The sequence below is a fragment of the Halogeometricum sp. S1BR25-6 genome (assembly GCF_031624495.1).
In the GTDB taxonomy this organism is placed as follows: Archaea; Halobacteriota; Halobacteria; order Halobacteriales; family Haloferacaceae; genus Halogeometricum; species Halogeometricum salsisoli.
The window spans coordinates 1,064,883-1,090,207 of record NZ_JAMQOP010000001.1 but is presented as its reverse complement, the minus strand read 5'-3'; the positions used below and the strand labels follow the sequence as shown (position 1 = coordinate 1,090,207).

26 protein-coding genes are annotated in these 25,325 nt (G+C 66.3%); 11 read left to right on the top strand and 15 right to left on the bottom strand.

Annotated features, from left to right (window positions below; all coding sequences use genetic code 11):
- Position 1: 1 nt before the first annotated feature.
- The 6 genes from NDI76_RS05685 (at position 2) to NDI76_RS05660 (ending at position 4,334) form a co-directional block, all read left to right on the top strand.
- A complete protein-coding gene (locus NDI76_RS05685; protein WP_310923036.1) occupies positions 2-202 on the top strand; it encodes a VNG_1110C family protein in 201 nt (66 codons plus the stop codon).
- 111 nt (positions 203-313) lie between these two features.
- Complete coding sequence (locus tag NDI76_RS05680) at positions 314-679, top strand: DUF7541 family protein (RefSeq protein ID WP_310923035.1); 366 nt, start codon at positions 314-316, stop codon at positions 677-679.
- Between the two features lie 56 nt (positions 680-735).
- Entirely contained in the window at positions 736-1,170 is a 435-nt protein-coding gene (locus tag NDI76_RS05675) for a DUF6684 family protein (RefSeq protein WP_310923034.1), read from the top strand.
- A gap of 125 nt (positions 1,171-1,295) precedes the next feature.
- Positions 1,296-3,047, top strand: coding sequence for a cytochrome c oxidase subunit I (gene ctaD / locus NDI76_RS05670; RefSeq protein WP_310923874.1), 1,752 nt, complete (start codon positions 1,296-1,298; stop codon positions 3,045-3,047).
- Between the two features lie 395 nt (positions 3,048-3,442).
- Positions 3,443-3,736, top strand: coding sequence for a DUF7520 family protein (locus NDI76_RS05665; protein ID WP_425498330.1), 294 nt, complete (start codon positions 3,443-3,445; stop codon positions 3,734-3,736).
- 202 nt (positions 3,737-3,938) lie between these two features.
- Positions 3,939-4,334, top strand: a complete 396-nt coding sequence (locus NDI76_RS05660) for a universal stress protein (RefSeq protein ID WP_310923033.1) — start codon at positions 3,939-3,941, stop codon at positions 4,332-4,334.
- 34 nt (positions 4,335-4,368) lie between these two features.
- Here NDI76_RS05660 and NDI76_RS05655 read toward each other — a convergent pair whose 3' ends face one another.
- The 6 genes from NDI76_RS05655 to NDI76_RS05630 form a co-directional block, all read right to left on the bottom strand.
- Positions 4,369-5,067 (bottom strand): thioredoxin family protein, encoded by a 699-nt coding sequence (locus NDI76_RS05655; RefSeq protein WP_310923032.1) that lies wholly within the window; start codon positions 5,065-5,067, stop codon positions 4,369-4,371.
- A gap of 2 nt (positions 5,068-5,069) precedes the next feature.
- Positions 5,070-5,813 carry an ABC transporter ATP-binding protein gene (locus tag NDI76_RS05650; protein WP_310923031.1) on the bottom strand — a complete coding sequence of 248 codons (744 nt, stop codon included), beginning with the start codon at positions 5,811-5,813 and terminating at the stop codon, positions 5,070-5,072.
- Complete coding sequence (locus NDI76_RS05645; RefSeq protein WP_310923030.1) at positions 5,810-6,652, bottom strand: ABC transporter ATP-binding protein; 843 nt, start codon at positions 6,650-6,652, stop codon at positions 5,810-5,812. Before NDI76_RS05645 ends, NDI76_RS05650 begins: the two co-directional genes overlap by 4 nt.
- A complete protein-coding gene (locus tag NDI76_RS05640; RefSeq protein ID WP_310923029.1) occupies positions 6,649-7,791 on the bottom strand; it encodes a branched-chain amino acid ABC transporter permease in 1,143 nt (380 codons plus the stop codon). The genes NDI76_RS05645 and NDI76_RS05640 overlap by 4 nt, the downstream gene beginning before the upstream one ends.
- Positions 7,788-8,774: a branched-chain amino acid ABC transporter permease gene (locus NDI76_RS05635; RefSeq protein WP_310923028.1), complete on the bottom strand. Its 987-nt coding sequence runs from the start codon at positions 8,772-8,774 to the stop codon at positions 7,788-7,790. Before NDI76_RS05635 ends, NDI76_RS05640 begins: the two co-directional genes overlap by 4 nt.
- A gap of 124 nt (positions 8,775-8,898) precedes the next feature.
- Positions 8,899-10,305: a substrate-binding protein gene (locus NDI76_RS05630; protein WP_425498329.1), complete on the bottom strand. Its 1,407-nt coding sequence runs from the start codon at positions 10,303-10,305 to the stop codon at positions 8,899-8,901.
- Positions 10,306-10,690: 385 nt separating this feature from the next.
- On the opposite strand from NDI76_RS05630, the gene NDI76_RS05625 reads away from it, so the two are divergent.
- Positions 10,691-11,446 (top strand): GNAT family N-acetyltransferase, encoded by a 756-nt coding sequence (locus NDI76_RS05625; protein ID WP_310923027.1) that lies wholly within the window; start codon positions 10,691-10,693, stop codon positions 11,444-11,446.
- A 1-nt stretch (position 11,447) separates the two neighbouring features.
- Here the strand turns inward: NDI76_RS05625 and NDI76_RS05620 are convergent, their stop codons facing one another.
- A complete protein-coding gene (locus NDI76_RS05620; protein ID WP_310923026.1) occupies positions 11,448-13,061 on the bottom strand; it encodes a long-chain-fatty-acid--CoA ligase in 1,614 nt (537 codons plus the stop codon).
- A 174-nt stretch (positions 13,062-13,235) separates the two neighbouring features.
- Here NDI76_RS05620 and NDI76_RS05615 point away from each other — a divergent pair, with 174 nt between their 5' ends.
- Entirely contained in the window at positions 13,236-13,478 is a 243-nt protein-coding gene (locus tag NDI76_RS05615) for a DUF7576 family protein (RefSeq protein ID WP_310923025.1), read from the top strand.
- A 96-nt stretch (positions 13,479-13,574) separates the two neighbouring features.
- On the opposite strand, the gene acs is transcribed toward NDI76_RS05615, so the two are convergent.
- The 5 genes from acs to NDI76_RS05590 all read right to left on the bottom strand — a co-directional run bounded on the left by acs (position 13,575) and on the right by NDI76_RS05590 (position 19,311).
- Entirely contained in the window at positions 13,575-15,554 is a 1,980-nt protein-coding gene (acs, locus tag NDI76_RS05610; protein ID WP_310923024.1) for an acetate--CoA ligase, read from the bottom strand.
- A 194-nt stretch (positions 15,555-15,748) separates the two neighbouring features.
- A complete protein-coding gene (locus NDI76_RS05605; protein WP_310923023.1) occupies positions 15,749-16,363 on the bottom strand; it encodes an acetate uptake transporter in 615 nt (204 codons plus the stop codon).
- Between the two features lie 182 nt (positions 16,364-16,545).
- The gene (locus NDI76_RS05600) at positions 16,546-16,806 is read right to left on the bottom strand and encodes a hypothetical protein (RefSeq protein WP_310923022.1); all 261 of its coding nucleotides are present in this window, start codon (positions 16,804-16,806) and stop codon (positions 16,546-16,548) included.
- Positions 16,807-16,883: 77 nt separating this feature from the next.
- Positions 16,884-18,584, bottom strand: a complete 1,701-nt coding sequence (locus NDI76_RS05595; protein WP_310923021.1) for a methylmalonyl-CoA mutase family protein — start codon at positions 18,582-18,584, stop codon at positions 16,884-16,886.
- Between the two features lie 88 nt (positions 18,585-18,672).
- Positions 18,673-19,311, bottom strand: coding sequence for an FAD-dependent oxidoreductase (locus tag NDI76_RS05590; RefSeq protein ID WP_310923020.1), 639 nt, complete (start codon positions 19,309-19,311; stop codon positions 18,673-18,675).
- 291 nt (positions 19,312-19,602) lie between these two features.
- Here NDI76_RS05590 and NDI76_RS05585 point away from each other — a divergent pair, with 291 nt between their 5' ends.
- Positions 19,603-21,348, top strand: a complete 1,746-nt coding sequence (locus tag NDI76_RS05585) for a 2-oxoacid:acceptor oxidoreductase subunit alpha (protein WP_310923019.1) — start codon at positions 19,603-19,605, stop codon at positions 21,346-21,348.
- Positions 21,349-21,351: 3 nt separating this feature from the next.
- Complete coding sequence (locus tag NDI76_RS05580; RefSeq protein WP_310923018.1) at positions 21,352-22,215, top strand: 2-oxoacid:ferredoxin oxidoreductase subunit beta; 864 nt, start codon at positions 21,352-21,354, stop codon at positions 22,213-22,215.
- Between the two features lie 124 nt (positions 22,216-22,339).
- On the opposite strand, the gene NDI76_RS05575 is transcribed toward NDI76_RS05580, so the two are convergent.
- The 3 genes from NDI76_RS05575 to NDI76_RS05565 form a co-directional block, all read right to left on the bottom strand.
- Entirely contained in the window at positions 22,340-22,687 is a 348-nt protein-coding gene (locus NDI76_RS05575; protein WP_310923017.1) for a DUF7344 domain-containing protein, read from the bottom strand.
- A gap of 110 nt (positions 22,688-22,797) precedes the next feature.
- The gene (locus NDI76_RS05570) at positions 22,798-23,439 is read right to left on the bottom strand and encodes a DUF6517 family protein (protein ID WP_310923016.1); all 642 of its coding nucleotides are present in this window, start codon (positions 23,437-23,439) and stop codon (positions 22,798-22,800) included.
- A gap of 103 nt (positions 23,440-23,542) precedes the next feature.
- Positions 23,543-23,722, bottom strand: a complete 180-nt coding sequence (locus NDI76_RS05565) for a hypothetical protein (RefSeq protein ID WP_310923870.1) — start codon at positions 23,720-23,722, stop codon at positions 23,543-23,545.
- A gap of 156 nt (positions 23,723-23,878) precedes the next feature.
- Here NDI76_RS05565 and NDI76_RS05560 point away from each other — a divergent pair, with 156 nt between their 5' ends.
- On the top strand, positions 23,879-25,246 hold the full coding sequence (locus tag NDI76_RS05560; RefSeq protein WP_310923015.1) for a geranylgeranyl reductase family protein: 1,368 nt from the start codon (positions 23,879-23,881) through the stop codon (positions 25,244-25,246).
- Positions 25,247-25,325: the final 79 nt, after the last annotated feature.

The window sequence follows — 25,325 nt, the reverse complement described above, 5'->3', positions numbered from 1 at the left end:
AATGCCCGACCCGTCCAACCTCCGGGACAGCACCCAAATCGTCGTCCCGTGCGCGTCGCTGAAAGACGTCCGCGAGGAGTTGGAACGGGAGTTCACCGTCACCGTGTTTCCGAACGACGGCATCTGTAAAATAATCGGCAGCCCGGTCGAGATAAAGGCGGTCAGCGACTTTCTCACCCGGCACGGCGTCACCGTCCCCTGACCGTTTCGACCGCTCCGTTCCCGCGTCGCTTCACACTCCACGCTCCCGCCCTGCCGGAGGACGCCCGAATCCTTCCGAAGCGCTTTGTACGACGGACCACCAACGGTTCGTATGGACGATACGCCGGGACTCTCCGACCAGTACCGGATGGCAAGCCCGTGGCCGATATTCGTCGCGCTCGGCATCCCCGTCTCAGAGATCGGAATCCTGTTCGACCTCTTTCCCGTCGCCGTCGGCGGCCTCCTCCTGTTCTCGGGGAGCGTCGCCGGGATGACCAGAGAGTCCGGCTACTCGGAGACGCCGTGGGGACCGCTCGCCGTGCTCGGCGGCATCTTCCTCGCCCTCGGCGTCGCGTTCGTGTTCACCGCCGTGAACCTCCAGACGCGGGGGTACGCGGTCATCGCCGCCGCCGTCATCCTGCTGTTGGCGGCCGCTGCCGGCCACCTATTCGGCCCGCGCGAAGAGCCGTCGTTCTGAGCGCGCCGGACGGACGAACCAACAACCTATTTGATTCCGCCCCGAAACTGGCGACCATGGCGAACGAGATATTCGACAGGGAGACGCTCCTCGATCTCACTGTCAACATGATCCCGCTGTTCATCATCGCCTTCTTCATCGCCGCGTTCGCGGTCTTCCCCCTGTTCGGCCGAGGGGACCTCCTCGCGATGGCGGTGCAGTACGGACTCCTGCTCGTCCCGTTCGTGGCGCTCGCGGCCCTGACGTACCTGTCCGGGAAGGCGATTGCGGGCGACGAGAAGCGCTCGACCGTGTTCCTGCAGGGGCAGGCAACCATCGACGAACCGACCGAACTCCACGAGTACGAATCGCAGGCAGAACAGGCGGCGGTCGACGACGACAGCCCCGCGGAACTGGAGAGCGGCGACGACGAAGCGACGGAGACCGATGACGACGCGGCGCAGACCGACGACGAAGTGGCCCAGACAGACGACGAGACGGCCGAAAACTGACGCGGCGCATACGGCCGCCGGCGTTCGATTTTCGTACCCCGCAGAGCGTTCCCGAACCTTTCATTACCCTCCGTTCCTGAGTCACAGCCATGCAGGTTAACGGACAGCTAGCACTGACGGTTCTGATGGGGGTTTTCCTCGTCGCCGTCGCCGCGTGGCTCGCGCGGGTCGAAAACTGGCGCACCTACACTCCTCTCGCGGGGGGTGGCGGTGCGTACGGGCAGGAGGGGTACACCTCCGAAGAGAAGCCATCCGGGGTCATCCGGTGGCTGACCACCGTCGACCACAAAGACATCGGGATTCTGTACGGCACCTTCGGACTCATCTCGTTCGCCGTCGGCGGACTGATGGTGGTGGTGATGCGGGTCGAACTGATCGACCCCGCTATGTCGATCATCTCGAACACGTACTACAACTCGCTTCTCACCAGCCACGGCATCACGATGCTGTTCCTGTTCGGGACGCCCATCCTCGCGGCGTTCGCGAACTACCTCGTCCCGCTTCTCATCGACGCGGACGACATGGCGTTCCCGCGCATCAACGCCATCGCCTTCTGGCTGCTGCCGCCGGGCGCGCTTCTTATCTGGGCGGGCTTCTTCCCGATTCCGGACGTCATCCCCGCACAGACCGCGTGGACGATGTACACCCCGCTATCGGCGGGCGTCGGGAACGGGAATCAGGCAAACGCCGGCGTCGACCTGATGCTGCTCGGACTGCACCTCACCGGCGTCTCCTCGACGATGGGCGCCATCAACTTCATCGCGACCATCTTCACCGAACGCGCCGAGGAGGTCACCTGGGCGAACCTCGACATCTTCTCGTGGACCATCCTCACGCAGTCGGGGCTCATCCTGTTCGCGTTCCCCCTCCTCGGGAGCGCGCTCATCATGCTGCTGCTCGACCGCAACTTCGGAACGGCGTTCTTCATCAACGGCGGCGACCCGATCCTCTGGCAGCATCTGTTCTGGTTCTTCGGCCACCCCGAAGTGTACATCCTCGTGCTGCCGCCGATGGGCATCGTCAGCTACGTCCTCCCGCGGTTCTCGGGACGGCGGCTGTTCGGGTTCAAGTTCGTCGTCTACTCCACGCTCGCGATCGGCGTGCTCTCGTTCGGCGTGTGGGCCCACCACATGTTCTCGACGGGCATCGACCCGCGCCTCCGCGCCTCGTTCATGGCCGTCTCGTTGGCAATCGCGATACCGAGCGCCGTCAAGACGTTCAACTGGATAACCACGATGTGGAACGGGCGGATTCGGCTGACGACGCCGATGCTGTACTGCATCGGGTTCGTCTCGAACTTCATCATCGGCGGCGTCACGGGCGTGTTCCTCGCGTCCGTCCCCGTCGATCTGGTGCTGCACGACACCTACTACGTCGTGGGGCACTTCCACTACATCGTCATGGGCGCCATCGCCTTCGCCGGGTTCGCAGGGCTGTACTACTGGTTCCCGCTCTACACGGGCCGGATGTACCAGCGCACCCTCGGGAAGGCGCACTTCTGGCTCTCGATGGTCGGGACGAACGTCACGTTCTTCGCCATGATCCTGATGGGCTACGGCGGCATGCCTCGGCGGTACGCGACGTACCTGCCCCAGTTCGCCACGCTCCACCAGGTGGCGACGCTCGGTGCGCTCATCCTCCTGGTCGGCCAGATAATCTTCGTCTGGAACTTCGTCCAGTCGTGGCTCGAAGGCCCCACGGTCGACGACGGCGACCCGTGGAACCTCAAGGAAGACAACCTCTACACGGCCGAATGGAACTGGTACGACCGGAAGCTCAAAACCGCCGTCGCCGACGGCGGCGAAGAGGAAGAAGAGGCGCTCACCGACGGCGGACGGGCGGCCGACGCGGACGAGACGGACGACGACGCGAACTGAACGACGACTTCGGTTCGGTCGTCTCCGACTTTTCCGGGATTTTCTCTTCGACGCGACGTTACCAGCGACGGCGACAGGGGGAGTCGGCGGCAGGCGAACGAAACCGAATGCGGACGGGTCGGGCCACCACGAGCGGCGAGCGCGGTCGCTGGACGGGAAGGAGTGTTTTTCGCGGGGCGCCGGTCAGATGACGAGGAGGACGCCCGTGAGCGACATCAGCACCGCCACGGCGGCGAGCAGGAGGCCGAGTAGGTCTCTGTCGGACATAGGCGTCGATTGCAGTCGCACGCTCAAAGAGTCGTCGGTGGCCTCATGCTCGCGTTCCGGGGACGGCGTCTCGACCGAACGCGGGTAGAGAGCGGAACGGCTAACCGACCGGCCGCCCGAACCCGAACGTGAGCGACCACGCAGACGGGGACGCCGACGCGAGCGCCGAACCGGGACTCCGCGGCCCGCGGATGGTCGGCATCCTCTACGCTACCCTCGTCACCGTCGCCGGTGCGGCCGGCCTCCTCGTCGGCGTCTTCGTCGACGGACTGAGCGCCCCCCTATTCCTGTTTCTCGTTCCCTTCCCGCCGACGCCGTTCGGCTTCGCCGCCTACGGAGCGCTGACCATCGCGTTGGTGTTGGGAATCCCGCTAGCACTCGTCGTCTACGTCTCCCGGAACCTCGACGACGGGGCGGTGTAGTCCGACCCCGCACACGGTACCGACGAGGGTCGTGTAGTCCGACCTCGCGCACGGTACCAACGAGGGTCGTGTAGTCCGACCCCGCACGGTACCGACGGGAGTCACGGCACCGGCGATGGGAGCGCCGCTACACCGGGTACGAGCGTCGAACACCGCCGCAGTCCCCCAAAAGACTAAGCTCGGCGACGCGGCATTTGTTAGTATGTATCATGTAGTAGTCGGCGTCGACGAGGAGGAGGAACACGCTCGTCGGTGCGTCGAGGAAGTGGTGAACCTACCGGGCGAGTCGAGCGAGAAGCGGGTGACGCTCATCCACAGCTTCGTCGACAACCCGAGCGGTGCCTCGGCGACGCAGGTCCACTCCGTCCGGGAAGCCGCCGAGACGCTGGAGGCGGCGGGCATCGAGTACGACGTCGAGGAGTCCAGCGGCGACCCCGCCGACGTCATCGTCTCCGTCGCCGACGACGTGGACGCCGACCTCGTCATCGTGGGCGGGCGGAAGCGCTCGCCCGCCGGGAAGGCGCTGTTCGGCAGCGTCACGCAGTCCGTCATCCTCGGGGCGGCCCGTCCGGTGATGGTCACCGGCGTCGTGGACTGAACGCCCGAAAAAGCCAGTTTTCGCTCGCGAGCCGTTACGCCGACGTCCACACGGTCTCGAACAGCGTCGCGAGTTCCGCCGGTCGTTTTCTCCCCGTCTCCAGCGCCTCCAGCACCCCGTCGCGGAAGCACAGTACCGCCGGTGCGGCGTCGACGCCGAACGCGCGGCGGAACGCGTCCGCTTCGGCGCCGTCCACGCCGGCGACGGCGACGCCGTCCGGCACGGCGTCGAGGATAGCGTCGAGGTCCCCCTTCATCGCCTCGCAGGGGTCGCAGTGGTGCTTCCAGACGGTCACCACCGCGTCCGGGTGCTCGGCGAGGAACGCCTCGTAGGTGGCGTCGTCGACCACCTCGATGACGTCGGGGACGGGCGTGCCCGGACCGATTCTAACGAGCAGTTCCGCCATCATCGCGTGCTCGGCGGTGCCGAGCGGTTCGTCCGCGAACGACCGGACCGCGAGGTAGGCCACCACGTCCTCGGTGGTTACCTCGCCGGAGTCGAGGAGCGAGTGCGCCTCGTCTCGGTCGACGCCGAACAGGTCCGCGACGGTGTCGGCCACCCCCTCCCGGCCCATGTAATCGTACGTGTCCCGGTAGATGCGCCGGTCGTTCTCGAAGGCGGCCGTCGTCGCGAGGGTACCGTCGGCGTCCTCGGTCACGGCGCCGAGTTCGAGGAGTCTATCCAGCGCCGCCTCCGGGTCCGCGCGGCCGTTCGCGGGGGCGTCTGCGGACACTCTCAGACCCCCAGATACCGCTCGCGCGTCGCCTCGTCGGCGCGGAGTTCCTCGGCGGTGCCGTCGAAGACGATGCCGCCCTGGTCGATGACGTAGGCGCGGTCGGCGAGTTTGATGGCCGCCGCGGCGTTCTGCTCGACGAGGAGGATGGTCGTTCCGTCGTCGCTGATTTTCCGAACGGCGTCCTCCACGTCCTCGATGATTTTCGGCGCGAGCCCCTCGTACGGTTCGTCAAGGAGGAGCAGGTCGGTACTCTGCTTCAGGGCGCGCGCGATGGCGAGCATCTGTTGCTCGCCGCCCGAGAGCGTCCCCGCCCGTTGGCTCCGTCGCTCGTCGAGGCGGGGGAACTGCGCGTACACGTCCTCGGTGGACATCCCCTCGTGGTCGAACGAGAGCGACCGCCCCCACGTGTTGGATTTGTTCCGCACGACCTCCGCGAGGTGGAGGTTCTCCGCGACGGTGAGGTTCGGGAAGATGCGCCGCTCCTCGGGAACCAAGGAGATGCCGCCCGCCGAAACGTCCTCCGCGGGCGTCCCGGTGATGTCGCGGCCCTTGAACGTGACCGTGCCGTCGCGGACGTCGGGCGGCGTCGCGCCGGCGATGGAGCGCAGCGTCGTCGTCTTGCCCGCGCCGTTGCGCCCGAGCAGCGCGCATATCTCCCCCTCCTCGACGGTCATCGTCACGTCGCGGAGGATGTGGCTCTCGCCGTAGTAGGCGTCGACGTTCGAAACGTCCAGTAAACTCATAGCTCGACACCTCCGAGGTAGGCCTCCTGGACGTCCGGATTCCCCCGAATCTCGTCGGGGGTGCCCTCGGCGATGACGCGCCCGCGGTTGAGCACGACGATGCGGTCGGAGACGCTGAAGACAATTTCCATGTCGTGTTCGACGAGGACGAAGGTGAGACCGAGTTCCTCTTTGACCTCCTCGATGAGGTCGACCGTCGCCTGCGTCTCCTCGGGGGACATCCCCGCCGTGGGTTCGTCCATCAGGAGGAGGTCGGGTTCGGCCGCCAGCGCGATGCCGATTTCGAGGCGTCGCTTGTCGCCGTACGGCAGGTCCGCCGCCGTCGTCCCCGCGCGGGACAGCAGGCCGACGGACTCCAAGGTATCCTCCGCGAGTTCGTGGACGCTCGTGAGCTTGTCGCGGTGGGTGAGGAAGTTGAAACCGAACTCGCCGTTCTCAGCGGCGAGGGCGGCTATTTCGGCGTTTTCCATCACGGTGAGGTCCGGGAAGATGGAAGCGGTCTGGAACGACTTCGAGATGCCGCGTTGGACCACCTGGTGCGGTTTCAGCTTCACGATGGACTCGCCCTTGAACAGGATGTCGCCGTCCGTCGGGTCGAGGCGGCGCGTGATGAGGTTGATGAGCGTCGACTTGCCCGCGCCGTTGGGGCCGATGACGGAGACGCGTTCGCCCCGCTTGACGTCGATGCTCACGTCGTCGGTAGCGACGAGGCCGCCGAACTCCTTGACGAGGCCGCGCGTCTCCAGGAGCGACGACGTGTCCGCTCGCGGTTCGGAGGCGGAGTCGGACTCGGGGCCGGGTCCGGACTCGGACCCGGACGGTTCGGGCTCGGAACTCATCGGCGCTCACCCCCGACGAGGCCGCGGACGAACGCGCGCGCGTCCGAAATCGCCCCCCAGATGCCGCGGGGGGCGGCCCAGATGACGACGACGAACACGAGGCCGAGGAGCAGGTGCCAGTACGTCCCGAAGTCGTTGATGAGGACGATGTCGGTGAACGGCACCGTCAGCTGTTGGACCCCGCTGACGATGTTCTCGACATAGAGGTAGATGCCCGCGCCGAGGACGGGGCCGAACAGGGAGGCGGTGCCGCCGAGCACGGTCATGATGACGATTTCGCCGGACTCCGTCCAGTACAGCGACTGGAGCGGAACGTAGGAGCCGTGGATGGTGAACAGACTACCCGCGACGCCGGCGAACGCGCCGGAGATGACGAACGCCATCAGCTTGTACCGCCAGACGTTGAGTCCGACGAACTCCGCGCGCTGTTCGTTCTCGCGGATGGCGCGGAACACCATCCCGTACGGCGAGTTCAGGATGCGGTACGCCGCCGCGACGGCGAGGACGGCGAAGACGCCGACGTAGAGGTAGAGCCACGTGCCGAGCAGTTCGCCCGCGAACGTCGGAAGGTCCGATTCGAGGTGGAACAGCCCGAACAGCGGCGTCACGGAGATTCCCGTGAGGCCGTTCTCCCCGCCGGTGAGAAACGCCAGCGGCGCCGCGGACATGTAGTAGAGCATCTGCGCGAACGCCAGCGTGAGGATACTGAAGTAGATGCCGCCGCGGCGCAGCGACAGGAATCCGAGCACCCACGCGAGCAGGACGGCGAACACCGTCCCCGAGAGCACCATCACGATGGGGTCGGCGGAGACGTTGTTTGCGACGACGCCCGCCGCGTACGCCGCGCCGCCCCAGAACGCCGCGTGACCGAACGACAGCAGACCGGTGTAGCCCAACAGGAGGTCGAAGCCGATGGCGAAGATGCCCCAGATGAGGATGAGTGTGGCGAGCGACTGGTAGCCGAGCAGGACGTCGCTGACGACGGGCGCGCGGGCGAACAGCCACGGGAACAGCGCCACGGCGACGGCGGTGAGGCCGACCACCGTCGCCTCGCGTTCGCGGATCCGCTCCCAGCGCGACGTGAGGCTCTCGTCGGCGACGACGGTGCCGCCGTCGCTCGTCGTCTTGGGGTCGCTCACGGCGCCACCTCCTCGTCACCGAGGATACCCTGCGGTCTGACGAGCAGGATGATCGCCGCGATGGCGTACAGCCCCACCTGCGCCCACGGCGAGAAGTTCAGCGTGAACGACCCGATGGTGAGCGCGGGGAGGCCGATGAGCGCCGCCTGCGTCAGTCCGATGACGAGGCCGCCGACCACCGCGCCCGCGATGGTGCCGACGCCGCCGATGACGACGGTGAGGAACGCGGGCACGAGGATGTCCATCCCGACGGTGGGATTGACGACGTTCAGCGGGCCGCCGACGACGCCCGCGACGCCCGCGAGGGCGGCGCCGATGCCGAAGACGACGAGGTACGGCCGTGATATCTTGATGCCGAGCAGGCGGACCATCTCGGCGTCGCGCGTCCCCGCGCGGACGACGAGGCCGAAGTCGGTGTGCTCGACGAGCAGGTAGACGAGACCCACGAGGACGGCGGTGATACCGATGACCCACAGCCGCCAGCGCGGGAACTGCCCGACGATGGGCAGCGTCATCGGACCGGAGACGGGGATGACCGAGAGGATGTACTCGGGTTGGTTGAACGGGAGGCTGTTGCTGCCGAACAGGACGCGGAACAGTTCCTGGACGACGATAGCCAGCCCGAAGGTGACCAGAATCTGGTCGGTGTCGGGTCGGTCGTAGAACGACCGCGCGAGCAGTCGCTCCATCAGGAGGCCGATGGCGAACACCAGTATCGGGACTAATATCAGCGCCGCGAGGAACCCCCAGCCGAGGCCGATGTCGGCGTAGCCCCACTCCTGGAGTTTCCCCGAGGAGAGGGTGACGTCGAGGGCGATGAAGAGCCCCGCGTACGTCCCGATGAGGTAGAGCGCACCGTGCGCGAAGTTGACGAATTTCAGCGTCCCGAGGATGATAGAGAGGCCGACGGCGAGGAGCACGTAGATAGCCCCCTGCTGAAGCCCGTTCAGCAGGATGACCAACAGCTCCGAGAGGACGCTCACGGCCTCGCCCCCGCGGCCGTGACCGGCCGGCGTTTCGCTCGAATCGTGATGTGTGATGTCATGACAGTATCGAATTCGAATTTCGGTCTAAAGATTATGAAGGTGTCGTTACGAGCGACGTTGGTTACTCCGCGGGTCCGAGTTCGCACTCCGCGGCGGGGCCTTCGTCGCAGGCGTAGCCGAGGTCTTCTCGGCTGGTGACGTTGACAATCTCGAAGTACCGGCCCTGTGACTGCTCGGACGCCGACAGTCCTTGGACGACGGGCACGTCGCGCTGGGCCTGGTGGTCGCAGGCGCGCATCGTCTCCTGACCCATGCCGATGTTGCTGTACTCGTAGCCTTCGAGCTGTTTGATGACCTCCGGTGGGTAGAACGTCCCCGCGCGCTCGGCGGCGGCGGCGTACTGGAGCGTCTGCGCGTACGCTAACTGCGCCGGCCCCGAGGGAGTGCGGTCGTACTCGTCTTGGAACGCCTGCGTGAACTGGTTGGACGGCTCGTTGTCTATCTGGGAGTCCCACGCCACCGTGCCGTAGATACCCTCGATGGCGCCGCCCGCCGCCTCGGCCATCGGCCGGTTGTACAGCGGGACGAGAATCTCCATGTCGCTGTCGATGCCGGCGTCGACGGCCTGTTGGACGGAGTTCGCGCCGTCGAGACCGTAGTGGTTCAGAATGAGCACGTCCGCCCCGGAGTTGGCCGCCTCCGAGAGGTACGACTGGTAGTCGCTCGTCCCCAGCGGCGTCGCCACGCTCTCGACCTGTTCCCAGCCGGCGACGTCGGTCATGAACTGCTCCATCGACGCCTGCTGGGTCTGCCCCCAACTGTAGTCGGCGTACAACTGGTAGAACTGGAGGTCCTCGCCGTACGCGTCTCTGACCACGGGCGCGAGCGCCTGGCCGGTCATGTAGGCGTTGAACATCTCGCGGAACCCGTAGCGCGCGCAGTCTTTGCCCGTCGTGTCGTTCGAGTGGGTCAGACACGCCATGAACAGCACGTTCTCGTTCTGACAGAGCCCCTGCACCGCGATGGCCACCGCCGAGGACGACCCGCCGGAGACCATGATGGCGCCGTCGCGCTGAATCATCCGCGAGGCGGACTGCCGCGCCGTGTCGGCGTCCGTCGCCGTGTCCCCGTCCACGTAGTCTATCCGATAGCCGAGGACGCCGTCACCCGACAGGTCGTCGAACTGGGTGTCGACCCAGCCGCCGCCCTCGTTGAGGTGCGTGACCGCCAGTTGATACGCCCGGAGTTCGTCCTGCCCCTCCGAGGCGTACGGACCGGACTGCGGGACGTTGAACCCGAACGTCGCCGTGTCGCCCTCGATGGGGTAGTTGCCGAGCGCGGGGTAGTCGTCGCTGCCACCGCCGCCACCGTCCCCGGACCCGCCGCCACCGCCGCCCGTTCCGTCGCCGCCCTGTTCACCGCCGCCACCACCGCCGGAGCACCCCGCCAGCCCGGCGATACCGACCGTACTCGCACCCGCCGCCTTCAACACGTCCCTCCGGTTGAGAGACTTGTCATCTCGTGCCATGACTCTACGCACGGGTGGTTGTTAATAATTGTTTTGTATAATGGTCCTTACCGTGTGATTATTATAATTAAAGGTGTGCGGAATATCTGGTATGGTAATATTTACCAAGGAAGCGCCTGGGAGGCTCATCTAGGGGGCGAGTCGCCGTATTCACACGACGGTGTCCACCGGTTCCAACGGCGACGGGGGCCGAGGGATACCGGACTCGCGTCGACCGGGGGCACCCGCAGTGTGAACCATACTCACTCTACGGACGGCCGGTACTACATCCTATCGGCGGTTACCCCTCCGACCGGCGCGAGCGTAACTATCGTGACGGCGACGAATGTCGGGAATGTTAGCACGATCCACGAACGTGAAGTGGGCTACCGGCGTACGGGTGGGCATGGATCTTCGAGACGCGACGACGGACGACGTAGCGCAGATTCGGTCGGTCGCCGAGCAGTCGATGACTTCCTCCTACGGACACGCCATCGACGAGGCGACCATCGACGAGGCGGTGGAAGAGTGGTACGACGCCGACGCGGTGGGCGACGCCTTGGAAGAGGAGGAGTCGGTGTTCGTCGTCGCCGTCGACGACGGCGAGGTGGTCGGGTTCGTCCAGGCGTACGTGTCGACGGGACAGGTTGTCGTCGGCGAGATAGACTGGCTTCACGTGCTCCCGGAACACCGCGGCGAGGGTATCGGTACGCAACTGCTCAAGCGCGTCGAGCAGGTGCTCAGTGACCGGGGGGTTGACCTCATCGAGGGTCGCGTGCTGACGGACAACGAGGCGGGCGCCGACTTCTACGCCGAACAGGGGTACGAAGAAGCGAGCGAACGGACCATCGGAATCGGCGGCGAGGAGTTCGACGAGGTGGAGTACGTCAAGCGCCTCGGCGGCGAGGACGAACCGGCGCTGACCGAGGAACGAACCATCGAGGACGGAACGACGGTGTACGTGGCGTACGACGACGCCGTTCGCGGGTCGAGAGCGCCGTTCTACGCCGCCTACATGGACGAGGAGCGCACGGAACGCTACGGGTGGATGTGCGGGCAGGACGAGAGCTTCGACGTGGCGATGGACACGATGGAGCGCATCGAGTGTAACACCTGCCGGAACCGCCGGAAGGCGGCGCGGTGGGACGCCGCGTACCTCTGAGCTAACCCTCCCCGACCATCCGGTCTTCGTCCGCCCACTCCTCCTCGCGGAGTTCGTACTTCTGTATCTTTCCGGTGGCCGTCTTCGGCAGTTCGGCGACGAACGCGACCTCCTTGGGCGCCTTGTACGTCGCGATGCGCTCGCGGGTGAACGCGATGAGTTCCTCCGCGGTCACGCCGGGATTCGCCACGTCGCCGTTGGCCGGCACGACGAACGCCTTCGGCGACTCCCCCCACTCCTCGGAGGGCATCGGGATGACGGCCACGTCGCCGACCGCCTCGTGGTCGAACAGCGTGTCCTCCAGTTCGATGCTGGAGATGTTCTCCCCGCCCGAGATGATGATATCCTTCTTTCTGTCCTGGATGGTGACGAAGCCGTTCTCGTCGACGACGGCTAAATCGCCCATGTGGTAGTACCCCTCCAGTCGGTCGGTGAACGCCTCCTCGGTCTCCTCGGGCTTGTTCCAGTAGCGGTCCATCACCTGGTTGCCGCGCACGACGATTTCGCCGACGGTCTGTCCGTCCGGCGTCACGTCCTCGCCGTCCTCGTCGACGACGCGCACATCCGTTCCGAGGTAGCCGATGCCCTGCTGTTTCTTCACCGCGAAGCGGTCGTCGCTGTCGTCCTCGAAGAAGCGGCGCGCGTCGGAGGTGGTGATGAGCGGTCCGGTTTCCGTCGCCCCGTAGACGTGCATGAGGTACCAGCCGAACTCGTCCTCGACGGTGCGGATGGTCGCCTCGGGCGGGGCCGCCCCCGCCGTGGCCGCGCGGACGGGCGCGTCGCCCGTCGTCTCCACGCCACCCTGCTGGTCGTAGTGGTCCATCAGCATGTTCAGCACCGTCGGCGCGGCGCACAGGTAGGAGACGTCCTCCTCGCGGACGGTGTCGAATATCCACTCGGCGTCGACGCCGCGGGTGCAGACGTGCTTCGCGCCCGCGCCCGTGACGGCGTAGAGATGCCCCCAGCCGTTGACGTGGAACATCGGGAGCGTCCAGAGGTAGACGTCGTCGTCGGAGACGTTCTGGTGGTTGCTGATGAGGTAGGCGTGCAGCGTCTCCGTTCTGTGGGTCCGACAGACGCCCTTCGGGTCGCCCGTCGTCCCCGAGGTGTAGTTGATGGTGATGAGGTCCTCCTCGGCCATCTCCGGGCGGTCGTAGTCGGTCGACTCCGCGACGAGATCGTCGAACGAGAGCCACTCGCCGTCGACCGCCTCGGGGTCGTTCGTGATGAACGTCTCCGTGGGCACGTCCTCGCGCACCGCCTCTATCTTCTCCGCGTACGCGTGGTCGGCGTACACCGCCTTCACGCCCGCGTCGTTCAGGATGTACTCGTAGTCCGCCGGGACGAGGCGGTAGTTCAGCGGCGTATGCACCGCCCCGAGTTGCATCGCCCCGTAGGCCGCCTCCAGGTGGTAGTGCGTGTTCGGGTCCAGCACAGCCACCCTGTCGCCCTTCACGACGCCGCGCGCCGAGAGGGCCGCCGAGTAGCCGTCGGCGCGTTCGCCGAGTTCGTCGTACGTGTACCGCTCCCCGGTCGTCGCGACGACCGCCTCCTGACCGCCGTAGTGCCGCCGCGCCCGGTCCAGAAAGTCCGTGACGAGCAGTGGTTTCTCCATTGCGTCCGTAGGTCATCAACGTCGATGATAAATACGCGGGTCGGCGCGAAGTTCTCGACCGCTCCGGAGGGGTCCCGACGGGTCCGAGGAATCCCGACCGCTCGGGTGGAATATATTCCCTCGGGGACTTGTCCGAAGTAAGTAACTTCACGCGGCGCACCGTACGGCGTCGCGATGGCGCTCTCAGAGTACGCCGGGCGGTCGCCGCGGGGCGAGGAGGATGCGACGGTGGTCCGCGTCGTTCCGCACCGACTGTGGCGTCCCGGGCGAACGCGGACCGAACCGTGCGCGAACTGCGGCGAGGAGATGGTCCTCTCGGAGGAACACCTCCTCGTGGTCGTCGACGAACGGGGGACGCGGACCCGCCGCTACTTTCGCGAAGAGTCGTGTATCCGCGCGTGGTTGGACGGGAAGTGAGCGAAAACGGAAACGGCGGGACGGTCGACCGTCTCCGCCGAACGTCCCGTTCAGTTCGCTCGGTTCAGCGCGGTTCGACCCGATTCGGTTCGGCGATCAGTCGCCGCTAACCTTCGTCTGGATGTCCTTGACGATCTCGGGATTCCGCAGGGTCGTGGTGTCGCCGATCTCCTCCTCGTTCGCTATCTCTTCGAGGAGGCGGCGCATGATCTTCCCGGACCGCGTCTTCGGCAGTTCGGGCGTGAAGACCACCTGTTCGGGGCGCGCGATGGGACCGATGGCGTCCTCGACCCCCTCGATGATTCGCTCGCGCATCTCCTCCGACTCGTCGTAGCCGTCTTCGAGGATGACGTAGGCGTAGACGGCCTCGCCTTTCACCTCGTGGTCGCCGCCGACGACGGCCGCCTCCGCGACGCCCTCGACGCCGACGATGGCCGACTCTATCTCCATTGTCCCCAACCGATGACCGGAGACGTTCAACACGTCGTCGACGCGACCGAGGATGGTGATGTAGCCGTCCTCGTCTATCTTCGCACCGTCCTCCGGGAAGTACACCCACTCGTCGGCGTCCGGGTCGGAGTACTCCTCCCAGTACTCCGAGAGGAAGCGGTCGTCGTTGTCGTACAGCGTCCGGAGCATCCCGGGCCACGGCTTGTTCACCGTGAGGTAGCCCGCGCGTCCGGGTTCGACCTCCTCTCCCTCCGTATCGACGATGCGGGCGTCGATACCGGGGAGCGGCGGTCCGGCGGACCCGGGTTTCATCGTGCCGACGCCGGGTAAGGTGGTGACCATCATCCCGCCCGTCTCGGTCTGCCACCACGTGTCGACGATGGGACATTCCTCGTCCCCGATGTGCTGGTAGTACCACTTCCACGCGCGCGGGTTGATGGGTTCGCCGACGGTCCCGAGCAGTCGCAGCGACGACAGGTCGTGGTCGTCGGGGAACTGCGAGCCCCACTTCATGAACGCGCGGATGGCCGTCGGCGCGGTGTAGAACACGTCGACGGAGTACTCCTCGACCATCTCCCACAGGCGGTCCCGTTCGGGGAAGTCGGGCGTTCCCTCGTACATCACCGTCGTCGTCCCGAGGGAGAGCGGTCCGTAGACGATGTAGGAGTGGCCCGTAATCCACCCGATGTCGGCGGAGCACCAGTAGGTGTCCTCGGGTTTCAGGTCGAGAACGGAGTGCGACGTCCATGAGGTGTACGCGAGGTAGCCGGCGGTGGTGTGTTTGACCCCCTTCGGTTCGCCTGTCGTTCCCGAGGTGTACATGAGAAACAGCATGTCCTCGGCGTCGCGTTCGACGGGGTCGACCGTCTCGCCCTCGTGGTCGGCCGTCAACTCGTCCCAGTCGTGCTGGTTACCCTTCAGGTCGCGGTCGAAGCCGTCCTCGCCGAGTCTATCGACGACGACGGTGGCGTCGACGCCGTGGTCGACGCCGCCCAGGCCCTCGTTGGCCTTCTCCATGTGGTCGAGGGCGTCGCCGCGGCGGTAGTAGCCGTCGCAGGTGACGAGGAACCGGGAGTCCGCGGAGTTCATCCGCGTGGCGAGGGCGTCCGCCGAGAACCCGGCGAACACCACGGAGTGGGGCGCGCCGATGCGGGCGCAGGCGAGCATGGCGATGGGGAGTTCCGGCACCATCGGCATGTACAGGGTCACCACGTCGTCCTCCTCGACCCCGAGGTCGCGGAGCGCCGAGGCGAACTCGTTCACCTCTCGCTGGAGGTCCTCGTAGGTGTACGTGCGCGTGTCGCCGTGTTCGCCCTCCCAGTTGATGGCCGTGCGGTCGCCGTCGCCGTTCTCGACGTGCCGGTCGACGCAGTTGTACGACGCGTTCAGCGTGCCGCCCTGGAACCACTCGTAGAACGGCCCTTCGGAGTCGTCCAGCACCGTGTCGTAGTCGTCGTACCAGTCCAACATCTCGGCCGCGCGCTCCCAGCACTGCGGCCAATTCTCCTCGAACTCCTCGTAGATGTCCGGGTCGGAGACGTTCGCCTGCTCGACGAACTCGTCGGACGGTTCGAACTCCTCTTGCTCAACTAACCGAGCCTCTAGTTCTCCGTCTCCGTCTGACATAGGTCGTGCTATGCTACCGAATCCTCCATGATAAATCTATGCGAACGCACAATCGGGCTAATCGGGCGACGGCGACGCGATAACTAAGCTGTTGTGGCCGGATCGAACCGGGCGAACGACGGGTGCGCGTTCGACGTCCGCGAGAAAATCTGCCGGGGGGTCGACGACGGACGACCCGTCGGACCGCGCCCCGCTCAGTCGCTGCTCGACGCCGACGACGCGGACGACCCGCCGAACGGCGTCCCCCCGAGGGGCAGTTTCGAGTCGGCGAACGTCCAGTTCGTCACCTCGGCGAAACTGACGTACGCCGCGGCCAGCGACGTCACCATCGCGACGTAGCCGCCGACGACGTTGCCCCACGAGAGGCCGAGCCACGTCCCGAAGCCGACGAAGTAGAACGTGAGCGCCAGCGTGAGGAACACGAACCAGAGGGCCCAGTTCAGGTTGAACGTGCTGAACCAGAGGTAGGTCGTGATGACGCCGAACCCGACCAGAACGACGCCGTTGGCGGTACCGCTCGGGTCGAGGATGCCGTTGGCCGCGAACAGTTCGGTGAGGCCCCACCACCACCAGTACGCGCCGTACGTACAGAACCCGGTCGTCTCGAAGGTGTTGCCCGTCCGGAACGCGAGCAGCCCCGCGAACAGTTGAATCGTCCCCCCGTACGCCATCGCGAGGGGGATGAGGGTGTGGATGGCACCCTCGGAGGTCAACCACCCGGACTCGATGAGTCCGATGACGAACGTCGTGAGCGCGAACCCGATGAGGCCGAGGGGCGCCGGGTTCGCGAGTTCGGTGTCCCGTGGCATCTCAGCGGACCTCCGCGCCCGTCGACGGCCGCCGTCGGGTCGGTTTCGACGCGCTCGCGGCGTCCGAGTCGACTGTCGGTGTGGACATAACATCACAATTAAGGCCAGTATGTAATTATTGATAGGGGCTGTAAAAGCAAGTTTCTTATTAGTTGTAAATAACCCGCTCTGCGGTCGGATAGTCAGAGCGGGTCGACGAGGGCGACGGCGGCGAGGCCGTGTGCGACCGAGACGCCGCCCATGACGGCCAGCGAGAGGTGGTGTTCGCCTTCGGTGGAGGGGAGGGCGAGGCCGGCGTGCGGGAGGATCCACCAGAGGGCGGCGCCGACGAGAAGAGCGGTGCCGGCGGCCACGAGGAGGAGGCCGACGCTCCGCATCGCCCACCGCCGGGCCGATGGGGGGTGCAACTCCTCGGGGAGCGTTTCGATGGGGTCGGTGTGCATCTCGTTGGCGACTGTTCGTCCGCCGACTTACGTGTATGGGGTCGGTTCTCACGCGCGAGAACCGCCGCGGTCGGCGGTCAGACCACCCCCGCCGTCTCGCGGTAGCTTCCGTGCTTCGCCTCGAAAACGTCCATTATCTCCCCCATCGTCGCGTACGCCTTCACCGCCTCCACGAGCGACGGCATGACGTTCTCGCCCGCCTCGACGGCCGCGCGCACGTCGTCCAGCGCCGCCTCGACGGCGTCGTCGTCGCGCTCCGATTTCACCTCGGCGAGGCGCGCCAACTGCCGCTCTTGAGTGTCCTCGTCGACGGTGAGGATGTCGGGTCGGGTGTCCTCCTCGGAGGCGTACTTGTTGACCCCGACGACGATTTCTTCTCCGTCCTCGACGCGCTCTTGGTACTCGTAGGACGCCCCCTGAATCTCGCGGTGGAAGTAGCCCTGTTCGATGCCGGCGAGGACGCCGTCGCGGACCGAACCCTCGCCCATCTCGCGTATCTCCTTGATGTACGTCATCGCCTCCTCCTCCACCTCGTCGGTCAGCGACTCGACGAAGAAGCTCCCGCCGAGGGGGTCGATGACGTCCGCCGCGCCGGACTCCTCGGCGATTATCTGCTGAGTGCGGAGGGCCACTCTGACGGCTTCCTCGCCGGGGAGGGCGAGCGCCTCGTCGAAACTGTTCGTGTGGAGGCTCTGCGTTCCCCCGAGAACGCCGGCGAGTGCCTGAATCGTCACGCGCACGACGTTGTTCAGCGGCTGCTGAGCGGTGAGCGACTGCCCCGCCGTCTGCGTGTGGAACTTCAGCCGCTTCGATTCGGCCGCCTCGGCGTCGTACCACTCGTCCATCACGCGCGCGTAGATGCGCCGCGCGGCGCGGAACTTCGCCACCTCCTCGAAGATGGAGTTGTGCGAGTTGAAGAAGAAGGAGAGCAGGGGCGCGACGGTGTCGACGTCCATCCCGCGTTCGAGGGCGTCCTCGACGTAGGCGAAACCGTCGGCGAGGGTGAACGCGAGTTCCTGGACGGCCGTCGACCCGGCCTCCCGGATGTGGTAGCCCGATACCGAGATGGGGTGGAACTTCGGCGTCTGCTCGGCCGCGAACTCGACGGTGTCGGTCACGAGTTCGAGCGACGGTCCCGGCGGGATGACCCACTCCTTCTGCGCGATGAACTCCTTGAGCATATCGTTCTGGAGGGTGCCGCGAATCTCCTCGCGCGGGACCCCCTGCTGGTCGGCGAGGGCGACGTACATCGCGTATATCACGGGCGCGGAGGGGTTGATGGTAAAGGAGGTGGACACCTCGCCCACGTCGATTTCGTCGAACAGAATCTCCATGTCGCGGAGGGTGTCGACGGCGACGCCCTCCTTACCGACTTCGCCGTCCGAGAGGGGGTCGTCGGAGTCTTTCCCCATCAGCGACGGCATGTCGAACGCCGTCGAGAGACCGGTCTGGCCGTTCTCGACGAGGAAGTGAAAACGCTCGTTGGTCTCTTCTGCGGTCCCGAATCCGGCGAACTGCCGCATCGTCCACGTCCGCCCGCGGTACATCGTCGGGTACGGACCGCGGGTGTAGGGGAACTCGCCGGGGAACCCGAGGTCCGATTCGAAGTCGATGTCGGCCACGTCGGTCGGGGTGTACAGGTCCTCGACTTCGAGGTTCGAGACGGTGGCGAACCGGTCTTTCCGTTCCCCGAATCGCTCTCGCGCCGGGTCGCGGGTCTCCGACTCCCACTCCTCGCGGGCCTCGCGTATCGCCGCGAGTTCGTCCTCGTCGTACATGCCGCGAATTTTGCCGGGCAAATGATTAAGGATTCGGGTGCCGGCGCACGGCCCGCGGGGACGAAGGGAGTCCCGCCGGCGCGGCGGTTCAGCCGAAGTTCTCGACGCTCGCCGCGTCGGCGTCGCCGCCGGTCGCCTCGATGGCCGACTCCGCCGCCTCGACGAAGTCCGCGAAGCCGTAGACGAACACGTGTTCGCCCTCGGCGTTCGTCATCGCCTGGGCGACGGCGGGACCGATGTCCCCGCCGGTGACGGTCACGGACGCGCCCGCCTCGCGGAGGGCCTCCAGTCGCTCCTCGTGGGCGGGCGCGTCCGTCTGGTAGACGATGGCGACCTCGTTGCCGTCCGCGATGGCCGCCTCGCCGATGCCGACGGCGGGGCCGACACCGGGACCGCCGGCGAGGACGACGACGCGCGACTCGCCCGCGTAATAGCTCCGCCCGAAGGGGCCGGAGACACCGAGTCCGTCGCCCGCCTGAAGGTCCACGAGGTGCTGGGAGAACGGACCTGCCTCCTCGGGGTCGATGCCGACGGTGACCTCGAAGGTACCCTCTGCGCCCGGCGAGGAGAGCGTGTAGAAGCGGTCGTACTGCTCGCCGTCGACGGTCCCGGAGAGCTTCACGAACTGGCCGGGGTCGGCCTCGAACCCCTCCGGCGTCTCGAACTCGATGGCGACGGTGTTCGGTCCGACGTCGCGGACCTCGGTGACGGCGACTGTGGCGTCCATGTCTCCGGATTCGTCGGCACCGCCGAAGGGTCTTACCATCCCGGCGGCGGGCGGGACCGGTCGACGCCCGGACGCCGACCCGCCACCCGGATGAAGGACGGGTCGAGGTCGGTCGCACCGGAGTTGACGAACCGGAAGTGATAGCCGAGCGACGTGCGGAAACCGCCTGCGAGCGGAGCGAGAAATGGCTGCACGATTGAGTACAGACCGTGTTCCCGGGAATCGAGTTTTTCACTGTTTTCAGTGCCTTTCAGAAGGCTTTTCATCGGGCCATGGGTACCCCTCACCCACATGCCTGCGGACTTCAACTGGGCCATCGGCGGGGAAGCCGGCGATGGTATCGATTCGACGGGGAAGATCTTTGCCCAGGCACTCTCTCGGGCTGGACGACATGTGTTCACCTCGAAGGACTTCGCGTCCCGTATCCGCGGCGGATACACGGCGTACAAGGTCCGGACGGCGGTGGATCCGGTGCAGAGCGTCGTCGACAGGCTCGACGTGCTCATCGCGCTGACCCCCCGCACCATCGAGGAGAACCTCGACGAACTCCACGAGGGTTCCGTCATCATCTACGACGGTGAGCGGACCACGATGGAGGACGTCGAGATTCCCGAGGGGATGATCGGGCTGGAGGTCCCCCTCAAACGACTCGCCGAAGAGGCCGGTGGGGCAATCATGCGAAACGTCGTCGCACTCGGTGCGGCGTGCGAAGTCGCGGAGTTCCCCATCGAGAACCTCGACAGCGCACTGGAGAAACGATTCGGGTCGAAAGGTCAACAGCTCGTCGACAACAACAAGGAAGCGGCCCGAAAGGGTCAGGACTACGTCGACGAGGAGTACGACCACGAGTTCGACTACGACTTAGAGACGACCGACGAGGACTACGTCCTCCTGAACGGCGACGAGGCCATCGGGATGGGCGCCATCGCGGCCGGCTGTAAGTTCTACGCCGGCTACCCCATCACGCCCGCGACGGACGTGATGGAGTACCTCACGGGCCGCATCGAGAACTTCGGCGGTCACGTCGTCCAGGCGGAGGACGAACTGTCGGCCATCAACCTCGCACTCGGCGCGGCGCGGGCCGGCGCGCGGTCGATGACCGCCACCTCCGGACCCGGTATCGACCTGATGACCGAGACGTTCGGGCTGGTCGCCACCTCGGAGACCCCCCTCGTCATCTGCGACGTGATGCGCTCGGGTCCCTCCACGGGGATGCCGACGAAGCAGGAGCAGGGCGACCTGGACATGCTCCTGTACGGCGGCCACGGCGAGATACCGCGGTTCGTCCTCGCGCCGACCACCATCTCCGAGTGCTTCTGGAAGACCGTCGAGGCGTTCAACCTCGCCGAGAAGTACCAGACGCCCGTCTACCTCACCGCCGACCTCTCGCTGGCGGTCACAGAACAGACGTTCTCCCCCGAGGAGTTCGACATGGACGAGGTCGAAATCGACCGCGGGAAGGTCGTCGACGACGACACCATCTCCGAGTGGCAGAACGAGAAGGGGCAGTTCAAACCCCACGCCATCACCGACGACGGCGTCTCGCCGCGCGCGTTCCCCGGCACCGTCGACGGCGCGCACATGACCACCGGTCTCGAACACGACGAACTCGGCCGGCGGACCGAGGACACCGACCTGCGCGTCGAGCAGGTCGACAAGCGCAACCGGAAAGTCGAGACGGCGAGGTCCGAAGAGGACTGGAGTCCGCGCGAGTTCGGCGACCCCGACTCCGAGAACCTCGTCGTCTCGTGGGGGTCGAACGAGGGCGCGATGGTGGAAGCCATCGACCTCCTCGAAGAGGAGGGCGTCGACGTGCGCTTCCTCTCCATCCCGTACATGTTCCCGCGCTTCGACCTGAACGAGGCGTTCGAGGACGCCGAGGAAGTCGTCGTCGTCGAGTGTAACGCCACGGGGCAGTTCGCCGACGTCGTCGAGCACGACACACTTACACGCGTCAAGCGCGTGAACAAATACAACGGTGTCCGGTTCAAGGCGGACGAACTCGCAGAGGACATCAAGCAGACGCTGGAGGCCTGAACTATGAGCTCCGAAATCCGATTCACGGACTTCAAATCCGACAAGCAACCGACGTGGTGTCCCGGATGCGGCGACTTCGGCACCATGAACGGCATGATGAAAGCCCTCGCGAACACCGGCAACGACCCCGATAACACGTTCGTCGTCGCCGGCATCGGCTGTTCCGGTAAAATCGGGACGTACATGCACTCGTACGCCCTCCACGGCGTCCACGGACGCGCCCTCCCCGTCGGCGCGGGCGTCAAACTCGCCAACCCCGACCTCGAAGTGATGGTCGCGGGCGGCGACGGCGACGGCTACTCCATCGGCGCGGGCCACTTCGTCCACGCCGTGCGGCGGAACGTCGACATGACGTACGTCGTGATGGACAACCGCATCTACGGGCTGACGAAGGGACAGGCTTCGCCCACCTCGCGCGAGGACTTCGAGACGTCCACAACGCCCGACGGGCCGCAGCAACCCCCCGTCAACCCGATGGCGTTGGCCCTCGCCTCGGGCGCGACGTTCATCGCCCAGTCGTTCTCCACGGACGCGCAGCGACACGCCGAAATCGTCCAGAAGGCCATCGAGCACGACGGCTTCGGCTTCGTCAACGTGTTCAGTCCGTGCGTGACGTTCAACGACGTGGACACCTACGACTACTTCCGCGACTCGCTCGTGGACCTCGCCGAGGAGGACCACGACCCGACCGACTACGACGACGCCAAGGACGCCATCCTCGACGGCAACAAGGAGTACCAGGGCGTCATCTGGCAGAACGAGGAGTCGGTGCCGTACGGCGAGAAACACGGCGTCACCGAGGATATGTCGCAGGTCGACGAGGGCGCGCCGGAGGGCGCGATGGACCTCGTCCGCGAGTTCTACTGAACGCACGCCGCGGTACGGACGCGGCGTTCGCGTCCGCTCCGCGTACTTCGATTTCGGATTTTCTTCGGTCGGTCGGTGTCCCGGGAGCGGCGGGGCCGGGGCCGCGTCGTCGCGTCGCGTCGCGTTACTCGCTCGCCAACGCGTCGGCGCACTCGGCGGTGAGCGTCTCGGAGACGCCTGACAGTCGTGCGACCGCCGCCTCGTCCACGTCGACGACGGTCCGTTCGGCCGCGTCGTACGCGATGACGCCGGCGGCGTCGAGTTTCGGGAGGTGGGTGTGGTGCAGGTGGAGTTCGAGGTTCGACGTCGCCCGCGGGGCGTCGGGCGTCGCCGGTTCGGGAGTCGACGTGAGGACGTCCGTCACCGCGTCGGCCGTTCGCGACAGGGACATCGGCGCGCGGAGGGCGTCGTCGGCGACGAGAGCGCGTCTGAACGGGTGTCCCAAGAGCCCGTACATCACGTCTCGTTCCATAGACTGAGAAGTCACAATTTACTCACGCGCTTCCGATATAAATAACGAATGTGTCCGCGAGTGATATGGTCGTCGGGGCGCTCCCCGTCCCGACGGGGCCGAACGGGGCGCTATCGCGTCGCTCGGTGTTCGGCCGCGGCGAGCATCCGCCCGACGGCGGCGCGTTCGTCCATCGACGCCGGATGCACCGAGAGGGCGAGGACCACGTCCTCTTCGTACTCGACGACGGCCACGTGGACGCGGACGTCCGCCGAACCCGCCTCGGTGTCGACGACGCCGGCGTACGTCGTCAGCGCCGTCGACTCGCCGAGCAGTTCGGCCTCCTCGGTGCCGAGTTCGCGGAGGTCGGTGACGTTCTCGACGTTCCCCATCGTTCGAGCCCTGCCGACGAACTCCAACCCGGTGCGGACGAGCGTCGGGTCCGTCGCGCCGCGGAGGGGGTTGACCGAGACGCCGCCGACGCGGGCGTTTGGCGTCGTGAGCAGGAGGAGCGCCGCCGTCTCGTTCGCTTCGGTCGTCCGGGAGTACCCCGCGACGTGGCTCGTCACGGCCACCTCGCCGCCGACGCCCGCGACGCCGACGGGAAAGCGGAGGGGGACGCTCGTCTCGTTGCCCGCGACGTAGCCCTCGCGTTCGTACGCCGCCGTCGGCACCGACGCGGCGCCGGCGTCCGCGCTTGCGAGCGTTCCGAGACATCCCGAGAGGACGACGAGGAGGACGACGCCGAGGAGCGGTGCCGAACTACGAATCATACTGTCGACACGTCGGCAGGGGAGATGACCGTTTCCCCCCGAGGGGACCGGCGTTCCGGTTGTGCCGACCACCCTGGTCGTCCCCGCCGGGGCGCACGAGTCCTCAGGCGTCGACTCGTTCGACGTGCAGGCGGTACCGGGCGTCGCAGTCCAGACAGCGGGCGTCGTCGGACTCGATGAGGTCCGTCACCAACACCTCGCCGAACTCGCAGTCCGGACAGTCGTAAACGAGCGAATCGCCGGCGATACGGTGCGCGAACGCGTTGGTGTTCTCGGCGGTCAGTCGTGACACGGGTTTCACCTCGGGAGAGGCGTCGCTCGGTGCCGTCGTAAAGTTAGCGGCGGATTCGCGTCCCTGGGAAGGGGCAAGAGGCAAGATAGACGCGCGAGCGGGTGATACGGTTTATTTTTATGACGGGCCGGGGAAGATAGGGACAACATGCCAGCGGAAGCCTACGATATCGTCGTCGTCGGAGGAGGGACGGCGGGTGCCTTCGCCGCGGCCACGGCGGCGTCGGAGGGACTCGACGTCGTGCTCCTCGAACGGAAGTCCGAGGAGGAAGCGGGCCACATCGCCTGCGGCGACGCCATCAAGGGCACGAGCACCTTCCCCGACGTCATCGACCTCGACTATCTGAAAGAGGAGTCGTTCACGAACCAGAACCTCACCCGCGCGGTGTTCGAGAACCCGGCCGGCGACGACTTGGACGTCCCGTTCCGCGCCCCCGGCGCCGTCCTCGACCGGAAGCGCTACGGCGAGATAATCCTCGAAGAGGCCGAACGCCTCGGGACGGAGATGCACTACGACACCGTCGTCCAGGACGTGACGCAGGACGACGACGGGCGGGTGACGGGCGTCCGCGCCAAGCGGGAGGGCGACGTCGTCGAGTACGAGGCCGAGGTGACTATCGACGGTGCGGGAGCGCTCTCTATCCTGCAGGACAAAGCCGACTTCTCGAACAGCCGATTCGACACGAACGTCTCCTACTCGCAGTTCTGCTCGGCGTACCGCGAGGTCATCGAGGTGGACGAACCGGTCGACTACGACGACGCCATCGTGTTCAAACCGACCGAGGAACTCGGCTATCTGTGGTATTTCCCCCGGACCGCCACGGAGATAAACGTCGGTCTCGGGTTCCAGATGACCGAGGAGCCGATGAAACTCGTCGACACGCTCAAGCGCGACATCCGCTCGCGCCCCGAGTTGAAGAACGGGACCGTGACGGACAAACTCGGCGCGGCCCTGCCGACGCGCCGCCCCTACGACTCCGCCGTCGCCGACGGCTTCATCGCCGCGGGCGACTCGGCGGGCCACGTCAACCCCACCACCGGCGGCGGCATCCCCGGCGCCGCGAAGTCGGCCCACTGGGCAGCCAAACACGCCGTCCGCGCCATCTCCGAGGGCGACGTGAGCGAGTCGAACCTCTGGGAGTACAACCGCGACGTGATGACGAGTTTCGGCAAGCGCTTCGCCGCTGTCGACCTCTACAACATCTGGGGGATGTCCAACGACGTGGACGAACTGGTGGAGATGGTCTCGTCGGTCCCCGGCCAGCAGTTGATGGACTCGCTCAGCAGCGGTTCCTCCGAGATGAGCCTCGGGCTCAAACTGGAGACGCTCGTGAAGACGTTCGGCCACTGGGACTCGCTGTACGAACTGTACCGCGTCAGAAAGCGCGCCAGCGAGATTACGCGGCAGTACAACGCCTACCCCTCCTCGCCCCGCGGGTTCGACGCGTGGCAGGAAGCGCGCGACAAGGTGATGGACGACCTCTACGCCCTCATCGATACCGACCCGAAGTACTGACGCTCGTCGCTCCGTTTTCTCTTCTCACCCTCGACCGCCGCCCGACGGCGCGCGTTTGCGACACGCTGACGCGTCTGTC